The 12,755-nt window shown below is 74.6% G+C and carries 9 protein-coding genes and 1 pseudogene; 5 read left to right on the forward strand and 5 right to left on the reverse strand.

The genetic code is table 11. From position 1 onward, the window contains the following. The first annotated feature begins 201 nt into the window (after positions 1-201). Positions 202-759, forward strand: a complete 558-nt coding sequence (gene thpR / locus IF43_RS0129975) for an RNA 2',3'-cyclic phosphodiesterase (RefSeq protein WP_030207894.1) — start codon at positions 202-204, stop codon at positions 757-759. 212 nt (positions 760-971) lie between these two features. On the opposite strand, the gene IF43_RS0129985 is transcribed toward thpR, so the two are convergent. After that, positions 972-1,961, reverse strand: a complete 990-nt coding sequence (locus IF43_RS0129985; RefSeq protein WP_030207896.1) for an aldo/keto reductase — start codon at positions 1,959-1,961, stop codon at positions 972-974. 155 nt (positions 1,962-2,116) lie between these two features. Between IF43_RS0129985 and IF43_RS0129990 the strand changes: the two genes are divergently transcribed. Then, positions 2,117-5,341 (forward strand): M36 family metallopeptidase, encoded by a 3,225-nt coding sequence (locus IF43_RS0129990; protein WP_030207901.1) that lies wholly within the window; start codon positions 2,117-2,119, stop codon positions 5,339-5,341. After that, positions 5,334-5,756 carry a hypothetical protein gene (locus IF43_RS0129995; RefSeq protein ID WP_030207902.1) on the forward strand — a complete coding sequence of 141 codons (423 nt, stop codon included), beginning with the start codon at positions 5,334-5,336 and terminating at the stop codon, positions 5,754-5,756. The genes IF43_RS0129990 and IF43_RS0129995 overlap by 8 nt, the downstream gene beginning before the upstream one ends. Before the next feature lie 95 nt (positions 5,757-5,851). Here the strand turns inward: IF43_RS0129995 and IF43_RS0130000 are convergent, their stop codons facing one another. Further along, on the reverse strand, positions 5,852-6,535 hold the full coding sequence (locus IF43_RS0130000) for a GDSL-type esterase/lipase family protein (RefSeq protein ID WP_030207903.1): 684 nt from the start codon (positions 6,533-6,535) through the stop codon (positions 5,852-5,854). Between the two features lie 76 nt (positions 6,536-6,611). On the opposite strand from IF43_RS0130000, the gene IF43_RS0130005 reads away from it, so the two are divergent. Then, a complete protein-coding gene (locus IF43_RS0130005; RefSeq protein WP_030207906.1) occupies positions 6,612-7,640 on the forward strand; it encodes a membrane protein in 1,029 nt (342 codons plus the stop codon). Positions 7,641-7,731: 91 nt separating this feature from the next. On the opposite strand, the gene IF43_RS0130010 is transcribed toward IF43_RS0130005, so the two are convergent. The 3 genes and pseudogenes from IF43_RS0130010 to serC all read right to left on the reverse strand — a co-directional run bounded on the left by IF43_RS0130010 (position 7,732) and on the right by serC (position 9,593). Next, positions 7,732-8,199, reverse strand: a complete 468-nt coding sequence (locus IF43_RS0130010) for an NUDIX hydrolase (RefSeq protein ID WP_030207907.1) — start codon at positions 8,197-8,199, stop codon at positions 7,732-7,734. Further along, positions 8,186-8,365, reverse strand: a pseudogene (locus IF43_RS0130015) (XRE family transcriptional regulator); the annotation flags it as partial. The pseudogene IF43_RS0130015 and the gene IF43_RS0130010, both read right to left, overlap by 14 nt. Before the next feature lie 109 nt (positions 8,366-8,474). Continuing rightward, a complete protein-coding gene (gene serC / locus IF43_RS0130020) occupies positions 8,475-9,593 on the reverse strand; it encodes a phosphoserine transaminase (RefSeq protein WP_030207909.1) in 1,119 nt (372 codons plus the stop codon). Positions 9,594-9,797: 204 nt separating this feature from the next. On the opposite strand from serC, the gene IF43_RS0130025 reads away from it, so the two are divergent. Further along, positions 9,798-12,632 (forward strand): FAD-binding and (Fe-S)-binding domain-containing protein, encoded by a 2,835-nt coding sequence (locus tag IF43_RS0130025; protein WP_234332586.1) that lies wholly within the window; start codon positions 9,798-9,800, stop codon positions 12,630-12,632. Positions 12,633-12,755 lie beyond the last annotated feature (123 nt).

A 12,755-nucleotide genomic window follows, 5' to 3' on the forward strand; every position in this document is an offset into this window, starting at 1 on the left:
GGGGTGGGCCTGCCGCTGGGGGCACCTCCCAGCGGTAGCTGGGGGAGGCCTGCAGGCCATACCGGGTCAAGAGGCGAGGGGACCCACACACCACGGGACCGCCCCCCGAAGCGAGCCAACTCCCACACCGATGCGCCCACGCAGCCCCGTCCGTCCCCGTCTACCCCCCTGCCCGCCCCGCCCCCGGCTATCGTCGCCGGTATGAGACTGTTCGTCGCCGTGCTTCCGCCCCCGGAGGCCGTCGCCGAGCTGGCCCGGGTCGTGGACCCGCTGGCCCGGACCGGCCGCGAGCTGCGCTGGACCCCGCACGAGGGATGGCACTTCACGCTGGCCTTCATGGGCGACGTGGAGGAGCACCTCCTGCCCGAGCTGCACGCCCGCCTCGCCCGCGCGGCCGAGCGGACCGAGGCGTTCCGGCTCCGTCTGCACGGTGCCGGACACTTCAGTGGGCACGCCCTGTGGATCGGGGCGGCGGGCGGCATCGACACGATGCGGCTGCTGGCCGACCGGGCCGACGCCGCCGCCCGGCGGTCCGGGATCCCGATGGAGCAGCACCGCCGCTACACCCCCCACCTGACCGTCGCGCGCAGCCGCAACCGGGCCGACATGCGTCCCTACACCGCCGAGCTCGGTGCGTTCGAGGGGGCGTACTGGCAGGTCGGGGACGTGCACCTGGTGCGCAGCCGGCTTCCGGTCAGTGGTGTGCCCGGGGAGCAGCCCCGTTACGAGACGGTCGCCTCCTGGCCGCTGACGGGGTGAGCCGCGCCTCCGGTTACGCTCGATGGGTGGACCCCAAGACCAGGAACCGTGTCATGGCCGGCGTGCTCGCGCTGATGTTCGTCGTCGTCATCGTGGCGGCGGCGATGAAGTAGCGGGCGGCCCGGCCCCCGTGAACCGCACCGACCCGCCGACCGCCGGGCGGCCGTAGGCCGCCCGGCGGTCGCGTCGTACCCGGTGCCCGGTGCCGGGTGCTACCAGGCGAAGGCCTCCGGGGACGGGCCCGGGCCGGGGAAGACCTCGTCCAGCCCGGCCAGGACCTCCTCGCCGAGTTCCAGCTCGACGGCCCGCAGCGCGGACTCCAGCTGCTCCACCGTCCGGGGGCCGACGATCGGACCGGTCACGCCGGGCCGGGTGAGGAGCCACGCCAGGGCGGTCTCGCCCGGCTCCAGGCCGTGCTTGTCGAGCAGGTCCTCGTAGGCCTGGATCTGCGCGCGCACCGAGGTGACGGCGAGTGCGTCGGCGGACCGGCCGGAGGCCCGGCGGCCGCCCTGGACCTCCTTCTTGATGACCCCGCCGAGCAGCCCGCCGTGCAGCGGGGACCACGGGATCACGCCGAGGCCGTACTCCTGGGCCGCCGGGATGACCTCCATCTCGGCCCGCCGCTCGGAGAGGTTGTACAGGCACTGCTCGCTGACCAGGCCGACCATCCCGCGCCGGGCGGCCTTCTCGTTGGCCTGGGCGATCTTGTAGCCGGGGAAGTTGGACGAGCCCGCGTAGAGGATCTTGCCCTGCTGGATCAGGACGTCGACGGCCTGCCAGATCTCCTCGAAGGGGGTCCGGCGGTCGACGTGGTGGAACTGGTACAGGTCGATGTGGTCGGTCCGGAGCCGCTTCAGGCTGGCCTCGACCGCCCGGCGGATGTTGAGCGCCGAGAGCCGGTCCTCGTTCGGCCAGGTGTCGCCCTCGCGCGACATGGAGCCGTAGACCTTGGTGGCCAGGACCACCTTGTCGCGGCGGCCGCCGCCCTGGGCGAACCAGGTGCCGATGATCTCCTCGGTGCGGCCCTTGTTCTCGCCCCACCCGTATACGTTCGCCGTGTCGTAGAAGTTGAGACCCGCGTCGAGGGCCGCGTCCATGATCGCGTGGCTGTCGGCCTCGTTGGTCTGCGGGCCGAAGTTCATGGTGCCGAGTACGAGTCGGCTGACCTTGAGTCCGGTGCGTCCGAGCTGCGTGTACTTCATGGTCCCCAGCCAACTGGTTGGAGTCCGCTCCAATCAAGTCCCCGTGCCCGGCGGGGCTCGTTGACCCTTGATCGCGGCTGGGTTACTTCACAGGGGCAGCGCGCGGGTCCGGACTGCGGACCCGGGGGGTGCGTCGGCTCTCGGGAGGCCAGTCGGTGACCAGTAGGCGATTCCGTACGAGGTTCCTGACCGCGGCCACGACCGCGGCGATACTGCTGGCCCTCGCCCCGGCGCCGGCCGCGGCCCCGCATCCGGAGGGGTCCGTCGGGCCGTTCGTGCGCAAGGACCCGGCGAGCGGTCACGCCCGGATGGTCTACGACCCGCAGGGCTGGCTGACCGGGCCCTCCCGGATGCCGGCCGAGCGGATCGTGCTGCAGTACGTGCGCGACCACCGTACGGAGTTCGGCCTCTCGGAGGAGCAGGCCGGGCAGCTGGTCGTGGCCGCCTCGTACCTCACGAAGCACAACGGCGCCCACCAGGTGACGATCGGTCAGGTCGTGGACGGGATGCGGGTGCACGGCGGTCTGCTGACGGCCACCGTCGACAGCCGGGGCCGGCTGGTCCTGGTCGGTGGCCGGGCCGCCACGGGGGCCCCGGCCGGGTCCGTGGAGCTGACGGCGCAGGACGCCCTCGACGAGTCGGCCGGTGCCCACGGCCTGCGGGTCAGGCACGTGCTGCCCGGCGCCGACAACCGGGACAAGGGCAAGCAGCGCTTCAGGAACCGCTACGCCGAGCAGCTGCACAAGCCCAGCGACGTCACGGCCGAACTGGTCTGGTTCCCGTCCCGGGACGGCCGGACGCTGCGCGCGGCCTGGCTCACCGACATCGAGGCCTCGGGCCAGGCCTGGTACCAGACCGTGGTCGACGCGGAGAGCGGCGCGATCCTCAGCCGCGAGAACCTCTACCGCAGGTCGGGCCCCCGGGGCACGGTGTTCACGACCCAGCACCCGGACGCGGCGGGCGCCGCCCGTACGGTCACCCCGTTCACCGGCCGGGACGGCTCGTGGGTGGCCGACCGGCTCACCCAGGGCAACAACGTCAACGCCTACCGGGACGAGGACAACGACAACAGCGCCGACGCCGCGAGGCCGCGGTCGCCGGCCTCCGGCGACCCGGACTTCCAGCACTTCGACTACGCGTTCGGCGACACCTGGCGCACCAACCGGAGCCATACGCAGGCCAACCTCGACGCCGACCTGGACGCCGCGGTCACGCAGCTCTTCTACTACACCAACGTCATGCACGACTACCTGTACGGCCTCGGGTTCGACGAGGCCGCGGGGAACTTCCAGGCGGACAATTTCGGCCGCGGCGGGGCGCAGAACGACCCGGTGCTGGCGGAGGCCCAGGACGGCTGGGACGACGGCTGCACGGACGACGCCACCCCGCCGAACACGATCCGCTGCCTGAACAACGCCAACTTCTACACCCCGCCGGACGGCAACAGCCCCCGCATGCAGATGTACATGTGGACGGCACCCCGGTACGCCTGGCGCGACGGGGACTTCGACGGCGACGTGATCGCGCACGAGTACGGGCACGGCCTGTCCAGCCGCCTGGTCGGCGGCGGCACCTTCGGCGGCGGTCCCCAGACCGACTCCCTCGGCGAGGGCTGGAGCGACGTGGTCTCGTTCCTGAAGTGGGGCGACGCGGTGGTGGGCGAGTACGACAGCGGCGACGCGACGCGGGGCCTGCGCCACGCCGCGTACGACAGGCACCCCTGGACCTACGCCACCTACGACGCCGCCAAGGACGTGCACGACAACGGCGAGATCTGGGCCGCCACGATGTACGACGTCCGCAAGGCGAAGGGCATCGCGTACACGCAGCAGCTCCTGGTCGACGGGCTGAAGAACACGCCGTCCTCGCCGAGCTTCCTCGACGCCCGCGACGCGGTGCTCGCCGCCGACCGGACCAACACGGGCGGGGCCGACCAGTGCCTGCTGTGGCGGGTCTTCGCGGCCCGGGGCATGGGGCAGGGCGCCACGTCCAGCTCGGACCAGATGACGGTGACGACCAGCACGACCGTCCCGGCGGAGTGCCTCCCGACCGCCCGCGCCGGCGGCCCGTACACCACGGCCGAGGGCACCGACGTCCAGCTCGACGGGTCGGCCTCCACGAAGGGCACGGCGGCCTCGGCCGGGGCCCTCGTGTCCTACGCCTGGGACCTCGACGGCGACGGCGACCACGACGACGCCACCGGCCTGCGGCCCACCTTCCGCGCGGTCGGGCAGGACGGCGTGTTCCCGATCGGCCTGAAGGTCACCGACGCCGCCGGCAACACCGACACCGACACCTCCAGCGTCACCGTGACGAACGTCGCCCCGGCGGTGTCCCTCGATCCGGTGGCCGGCGGACCGGAGAACACCGAGGTCACCCTCACGGGGAAGACCACCGACCCGGGCTGGCTCGACCCGCTGTCCGTCACCGTCGACTGGGGTGACGGCAACGGTCCGCAGTCGGTGTCCGGCACGGAGGAGCACGTCCGCCCCGACGGGACGCTGACCTTCTCGCAGCCGCACACGTACGGGGACGACGGCACCTTCCGCATCGAGGTGTGCGGCGGCGACGACGACACCACCACCTGCGCGAGCACCAGCGTGGTGACGGGCAACGTCCGCCCGACGGCGGTCATCGCCCCGGACGGCCGGACGACGTACAACGGCCGGCGGGCGTACGTCGCGCACGCCGGGGTCCCGGTGGCGGTGAAGGGCTCCTCGACCGACCCGGGCAGCGACGACCTGACGCTGACCTGGGCCTGGGGCGACGGCACCTCCGACAGCCTCCTGTCGCTGGTGAACCCGCCGGCCGCCGACCCGCCGCTGAGCCCGTCGGTCCAGCCCCGGAACGTCACGGCGACCCGCTCGCACGCGTACGGGCGGGCCTGCCTGTCCACGCTGACGTTCACCGGCCGCGACGACGACGGGGGCACCGCCTCCGACACCGCGGCCGTGATCACCACCGGCAACACGAAGCAGGCGCACGACCAGGCCTACTGGATGAACCAGTTCGGCGGGCGGGCGGTCATCGGCCGGCTCCCTGCGGCGCAGCTGGACTGCCTGCTGAGCGTGGTCTCGTTCATGAGCTCCGTGTACGGGCCGCTCACCCGCGCGGAGGCGTACGGGATCCTGAGCAACGGCTCGCCGGACCCGCGGCGGACGACGTCGACGCAACTGCTCGCCGCGTGGCTGAACTTCGCGAACGGCTCGTACGACCTGTCCACCCCCGTGGACACCGACGGGAACTGGATCAAGGACTCCACCTTCGGCGCGGCCGTGGCGGACGCCGAGGCGGTCTACCGGAACGCGGCGTCCACCGCGCTCCAGCTGGACCGGCGGACCAAGATGCTCCTCGCGTTCAACGTGCGGGACGGTGGCTGACCGCCGCCTGGCCTGCCTCGCCGCCCTCGCGCTCTTCACCGGGTGCGGGGGCGGCGTGTCCCGGGCCCCGGCGCCGCCGGCCTCGGCGAGCGCGTCCGCGGGAGCCTCGGTGCCGTCGGTGCCGTCGGGGCCGTCGGTGCCGTCGGTCCGCGGCCGGGTCCTCACGGCCGCGGACGACGGCTTCACCGGCTCCCTGAGGGTGGGGGAGACCGCACTGCTCCGCCGCGCGCGGGTGGGTCGGCGGCTGCCGGAGCCGAGCGTGCGGGGCGACGCGGTGATCGTGTTCCGGGGCGCGGACGCCACCGGCGCCGGGTACGAGGAGTGGGAGGTCCGGGCGGTCCGGCCCGGCACCGCGCAGGTCCGCCTACCGCGCGCCGACGGGGACCCGGCGGTGCTCACGTTCGTCGTCGGCTGACCGCGTGCGGCCCCGGACGCGGGGCCCGTACGTGCGGACGCGGGTCCGGTAGGTGCGGACGCGGCCGGCGCGCGCGGTCCCCGTACGCGGTGCCGCTACGGCATCGCGTACGGCCCGCCGAGGCCCCAGGCCTGGTGCATGGCGTCGGCGAACTCGCCCGCCAGGCGGTGCTCGCCCGAGGCGTTCGGATGGGTGCCGTCGTAGGTGTCCCGGTGGATGTCGTACGCCTGCGGGCGCGCGCCCAGCAGGATCGGCGAGGCGGGGGTGTCCAGGTCCGCCACGGCCTTCGCCAGCAGTTCGTTGAAGCGGGCGCACTGGGCGGCGAACGGCGCGTCGGCCTCGGCCCGGACGTTCGGGATCACCGGCAGCAGGACCATCCGTACGCCCGGCCGGGCCTCGCGGGCGGCGGTGACGAAGCGGCGGACGTTCTCGGCGGTCTGGTCGGCGTCGGTGTAGAAGCCGAGGTCGATCAGGCCGAGCGAGACCAGCAGCACGTCGACCTTGTGCGCGGCCACCGCCGCGCCGATCAGCGGGTGCATGTGCAGCCAGCCCTCGCCCCAGCCCGCGAGATGGCGGCGGGCGTGCGCGGGGAAGTCCGGGTCGGCGTACTCGTGCGAGACGGGCGCGTCGGCGAACGTGTCGTACACCTCGCTGCGCGGACCGACGATCTTGTAGGGGCCGCCGAAGGTCGCGTTGAGGTGCTGCCACATCCGGTAGCGCCAGGTGAAGTCGCCCGCGCGTCCGATGGTCATGGAGTCGCCGACGAACATGAAACGCATCCGGTCATCATCGCGGATCACGCCCGCGCCGGTGCTGTGAGCCTGACCACCCCCGCGCGGATGGCAGGCTGGGAGGATGCGCCTCTTCTTGCGTTCCCTCCCGAGCGCCGCCGTGCTGGCGGCGGTGGCCCTGTCCGGGCCGGCGGCCGGGGCCGCCGCGGCCGCCGAGGGGCCGGGCACCGCCTCCTTCACGATCGCCGACCCGCGCATCACCGAGTCCAGCGGCCTGGCCGCCAGCCGCAAGCACCCCGGCGTGTACTGGACCCACAACGACTCCGACGACGGTCCCTACCTGTACGCCGTCGACTCCGCCACCGGCCGCACCGTCGCCCGGATCACGATGACGGGGGTCGGCCGGCCGCGCGACGTGGAGGCGGTCTCGCTCGGGCCGGACGGTCACCTGTACGTCGGGGACATCGGCGACAACATCGGTTCGTGGCGGCACGTGTGGATCTACGAGCTGCCCGAGCCGGACGCACTGGGCGACCGGACGGTCAAGGCCGTGCAGTACACGGTGCGTTACGAGGACGGGCCGCGCAACGCCGAGGCCCTGATGGTGCATCCGGTGACGGGCCGGGTCTACATCGCCAGCAAGAGCGAGGACGCCGGGCACCTCTACGAAGGCCCGCAGCGGCTCAGCGCTTCCGGGACCAACCTGTTCCGGCGGGTCGCGGACGTGCCGTGGGTGACGGACGGGGCGTTCTCCCCGGACGGCAAGCAGCTGGCGCTGCGCGGCTACTTCTTCGCCCGCGCCTACCCGTGGAAGGCGGGGAGGCCGGTGGGGGACGGCGAGCGGATCGGCGCGCCGCTGCAGGCGCAGGCGGAGTCGGTGACGTACTCGCCCGACGGGTCCACCCTGATGTTCGGCTCGGAGGGGGCGGGCAGCCGCGTCGTCGCCGTACCGGTGCCGAAGGCGGGCGCGGACGCCGCCGGGCCGGGCACCTCGACCGCAACCCCCGAGCCGGGCGGCGCCGGGGCGGCGGGCGCCCGGGCCGCGGCGGACGACGGGAGCTTCACGGTCGGCGCGGTCGTCCTCGCGGTGGCCACCGCGGTGGTGCTCGGCGCGAAGCGCCTGCTGCGCAAGGGCGGCGGCGGCAGCGCCTGAGCCCCGGGCCGGCGGAGGCCCCCGGGTCGGCGGGGGCCGCGGGTCGGCTGGGGCCGCGGGCCGGCGGGGGCCGCGGGCCGGCGCGCGGCGGCTATCGGACGACGGGGCCCGAACCCGCCCGCCAGTCGCTGATGCGCTTGCGGATGCTCGGCACCATCGGCAGGTCGTCCACCTCGTCAGGAGTGAACCAGTCGACCTCGAAGGACTCGTCCGACGTGCGGAGGGTGCCGCCGGTCGGCCGGGCCAGGAGGCAGATGGAGAACTCCTGGCGCACTTCGCCGTCGTCGTAGGCGAAGACGTGCCCGGGGTTGGTGTACGTCCCCACGAGGCCGGTGATCTCCACCGTCAGACCGGTCTCCTCCAGCGTCTCCCGGACCGCGCACTCGCCGATCGACTCGCCCAGCTCCATCTTTCCGCCCGGCAGGGCCCACATTCCGTTGTCGCTGCGACGGTGCAACAGGATCCGGCCGCCGTCGTCCACGACGACGGCGGACGCCGCGGGGACGAGGCTGTTCGCCTTCGGTGCCTCCGGATCGTCCTCGTAGTCACGCCTCGCCATGCGCCACTGCCTCCTCGCCGATGTCCCGGCCTCGGCTCCGGAGCTCCTCGACGTGCTCGGCGAAGCGGTCGAACATCCCGTCCCGCGGGCTGCGTCGCAGGTGCATCATCGGCGAGTCGTGACCGACTCTGCGGGCGAGGTGGGGTGTCACGAGCATCTCGTCGTCGGGGTGGTGGTCTCCGACCACCGGGCCGGCGCTTGAGCAGGGGGTTCTCGGGGGGCCCGGCGACGTGGGAGGTCGCCGGGGCCCCGCCGGGAGCGGCGTCAGGGCGTGGTCAGAGCTTCTCGATCACGTAGTCGATGCACGCCGTCAGGGCCTGCACGTCCGCCGGGTCGATCGCCGGGAACATCGCGATGCGCAGCTGGTTGCGGCCCAGCTTGCGGTACGGCTCGGTGTCCACGATGCCGTTGGCGCGCAGCACCTTGGCGATCGCCGCGGCGTCGATCTCGTCCGAGAAGTCGATCGTGCCGATGACCGAGGAGCGCTTGGCCGCGTCCGCCACGAACGGGGTGGCGTACTTGGACTCCTCCGCCCAGCCGTACAGGGCGCGGGCGCTGGCCGCGGTGCGCTCGGTGGCCCAGGACAGACCGCCCTGGCCGTTGATCCACTTCAGCTGCTGGTCGAGCAGGAAGAGGGTCGACAGGGCCGGGGTGTTGTACGTCTGGTTCTTCAGCGAGTTGTCGATCGCGGTCGGCAGCGAGAAGAACTCCGGGACGTGGCGTCCGGAGGCGTGGATGCGCTGGGCGCGCTCCAGCGCGGCCGGCGAGAAGGCCGCCAGCCACAGGCCGCCCTCGGAGGCGAAGGACTTCTGCGGGGCGAAGTAGTAGACGTCCGTCTCGGTGATGTCGACCGGCAGGCCGCCGGCGCCGGAGGTGGCGTCGACGAGCACCAGCGCGCCCTCGTCCGCGCCCGCCACCCGCTTGAGCGGCGCGGCGACACCGGTGGAGGTCTCGTTGTGGGTGAACGCGTACACGTCCACGCCGGCCTCGGCCACCGGCTCCGGGTGGGTGCCCGGCTCCGAGGAGACCACGGTGGGCTCGTCCAGCCACGGAGCGAGCTTGGCGGCCTTGGCGAACTTCGAGGAGAACTCGCCGAAGGTGAGGTGCTGGGACTTGCGCTCGATCAGGCCGTGGGTCGCGACGTCCCAGAAGGCGGTGGAGCCGCCGTTGCCCAGGATCACCTCGTAGCCCTCGGGCAGCGAGAAGAGCGCGCGGATGCCGTCCCGTACCGAGCCGACCAGGTTCTTGACCGGGGCCTGGCGGTGGGAGGTGCCGAGCAGAGAGGTTCCGGTGGCGGCCAGCGCGTCCAGCGCTTCCGTCCGCACCTTGGAGGGGCCCGCGCCGAATCGTCCGTCGGCGGGCTTGATGTCAGCGGGAATCTGGATCTCAGCCACGGGCGGAGCGTATCGGGTCCTGCGCGCCCCGTCCGGCACACGTCCACCCGGTGAGACGATCCTGTGGACACCGGCGCGAGGGGTTGCCGAGCGGTTCGCGACCGCGCGCGGGCCCCGATCCGGCCCCGCGGGCCCGTCCCGGCCCCGCGGCCCGTCCCGGCGGGTCCTCGACCGCGGGCGGGGACTGCCGCGAGGATGGGCCGGGTGACGGATCTTGCGCACGCCCTGCGCCGCGCGGTCCGCGGCGAGGTCGACTTCGGTCCCGCCGCCCGGGCCCTGGCCACCATGGACGCCTCCAACTACCGCCGCGTCCCGCTCGGGGTCGTCGCCCCGTACGACGCCGAGGACACGGCCGAGGCCCTGCGCGTGTGCCGCGAGGCCGGGGTGCCGGTCGTGCCGCGCGGCGGGGGCACCTCCATCGCGGGCCAGGCCACCGGCACCGGCGTCGTGCTCGACTTCACCCGGCACATGGACCGGCTGGTCGCGGTGGACCCCGGGACCCGGACCGCCGTCGTCCAGCCGGGCCTGGTCCTCGACGCGCTGCGGGCCGCGGTGGCGCCGTACGGGCTCACGTTCGGCCCCGACCCCTCCACCCGCAGCCGCTGCACGCTCGGCGGGATGATCGGCAACAACGCGTGCGGGGCCCACTCGGTGGCCTGGGGCACCACCGCCGACAACGTCCGCGCGCTGGAGGTCCGCACGTACGGCGGTACGGCGCACCGGATCGGCACCGGCTGGGAGGGCGCCCCGGCCGGCCTGCGCGAGCTCGTCACCGGGCACCTGGCCGTGCTGCGCACCGGGATGCCCCCGGCCTTCTCGCGCCGGATCTCCGGCTACGCCCTCGACGCGCTGCTGCCCGAGCGCGGACCGGAGCCGGCCCGGGCGTTCTGCGGCGCGGAGGGCACCCTCGGCGTCGTCACCGAGGCGGAGCTGCGGCTGGTGGAGGTGCCCGCGGCGCGGGTGCTGGCCGTGCTGGGGTACGCCGACGAGAGCGCGGCGGCGGAGGCGGCCGCGGGCCTGCTGCCGTACGGTCCGCTGACGGTGGAGGGCATGGCCCGGGACCTGGTCCGCGGGGCGCGCGCGGCGGAGCTGCTGCCGCGCGGCGGGGCGTGGCTGTTCGTGGAGGTGGGCGGGGCGGACGCGGGGGCCGCGCAGGCGGCCGCGGGCCGGCTGGTGCGGGCGGCCGACGCCCTCGACACGGCCGTGATCGCCGACCCGGGCGGGCAGCGCGCGCTGTGGCGGATCCGCGAGGACGCGGCCGGCACGGCGACCCGGATGCCCGACGGAACGGAGGCCTGGCCCGGTTGGGAGGACTGCGCGGTGCCGCCGCAGCGGCTGGGCGGGTACCTGAAGGAGTTCCGGGCGCTGCTCGCCGCGCACGGGCTGCGCGGGACGCCGTACGGGCACTTCGGCGAGGGCTGCATCCACGTCCGCATCGACTTCGACCTGGTCCGCCCGGCGGGCGTGGCGCGCTTCCGGGCCTTCTCCGAGGAACTCGCCGACCTGGTGGTCGCGCACGGCGGCTCGCTGTCGGGCGAGCACGGGGACGGGCAGGCACGCGCCGAGCTGCTGCCGCGCATGTACGGGCCGGAGGTGGTGCGGCTGTTCGGCGCCTACAAGGACGTCTGGGACCCGGCCGGGGGCATGAACCCCGGCATGCTGGTGCGGCCGCTGCCGCTGGACGCCGGGCTGCGGTTCGCCGTGCTGCCGGCCGCCCGGTCGGTGCCGGTGGCCTTCGGGTACCCGGACGACGGCGGGGACTTCGGGGCCGCGGTACGGCGCTGCGTGGGCGTGGCGAAGTGCCGGGCCGACGCGCCCGGGCCGGACGTCATGTGCCCCTCGTACCGGGTGACGGGGGAGGAGCGGCACTCCACGAGGGGCCGGGCCCGGCTGCTGCACGAGATGCTCGCCGGGGACGTCGTGACGGGCGGCTGGCGCTCGCCCGAGGTGCGCGGTGCGCTGGACCTGTGCCTGGGCTGCAAGGGGTGCCGGAGCGACTGCCCGGTCGGGGTGGACATGGCCACGTACAAGGCCGAGTTCCTGCACCACCACTGGGCCGGACGGGTGCGGCCGGCCGCGCACTACTCGATGGGCGGGCTGCCGGACTGGCTGCGGCTGGTCTCGCGGGCCGGGCTCGGGCCGCTGGTGAACGCGGTCGGGCGGACGCCGGGGCTGGCGGCGCTGGCCAAGCGGGTGGCCGGGGTGACGCCGGAGCGGGACCTGCCGCGGCTGGCGCGGGTGCCGTTCTCGAAGGGGTTCGGGGAGGGCGGGGTCGGGGCCGGCGGCCCCGAAGTGGTGCTGTGGCCCGACACGTTCACCGAGTACCTCGACCCCGAGGTGGGCCGGGCGGCGGTCCGGGTGCTGCGCGACGCCGGGCTGGCGGTACGGCTGCCCGACGGCCCGGTGTGCTGCGGGCTCACGTACGTCTCCACCGGCCGCCTCGACCGGGCCCGGACCGTGCTGCGCCGCACCCTGGACGCGGTCGGGCCGGTCCTGGACTCCGGTGCGCCGGTCGTCGTACTGGAGCCCAGCTGCGCGGCCGCGCTCCGCACCGACCTGCCCGACCTGCTCGGCGACGACCCCCGGGCGGCCCGGCTCGCCGCGGCCGTGCGGACCTTCGCGGGTGCGCTGGAGGAGTACGCGCCCCGGTGGCGCCCGCCCCGGCTGGACCGGGCCGTGGTCGGGCAGACGCACTGCCACCAGCACGCCGTGCTCGGCGACGCGGCCGAGCGCAGGCTCCGGGAACGGGCCGGCCTGGTCGGCGAGTTGAGCGCGGGCTGCTGCGGGCTGGCCGGCAACTTCGGCTTCGAGCGCGGCGCCGGGCGCTACGCGGTCTCGGTGGCCTGCGCCGAGGAGCGGCTGCTGCCGGCCGTCCGCGGGGCGGGGCCGTCGGCCGCGGTGCTGGCGGACGGGTTCTCCTGCCGTACGCAACTGGCCCAACTGGCCGGCCGCGGCGGTCGACCGGGGCTGCACACCGCCCAGTTGCTGGCCGAGGGGCTGGACCGAGCCGCTGCGGAGCGCGGCACCGGACCCGGTTAGGGTGGCCCGGTTCAGCGGACGGGGCGAAAGGGCGCGGGATGGGCAACGGGGTCGGCAGGGACGGCGAGTTCGGTGGTGCGGCACCGGAGTCCGCGGGTGGCGGCGCCACGGCGGACGGGGCCG

The organism is Streptomyces sp. NRRL S-87, assembly GCF_000719335.1.
Classification (GTDB): domain Bacteria; phylum Actinomycetota; class Actinomycetes; order Streptomycetales; family Streptomycetaceae; genus Streptomyces.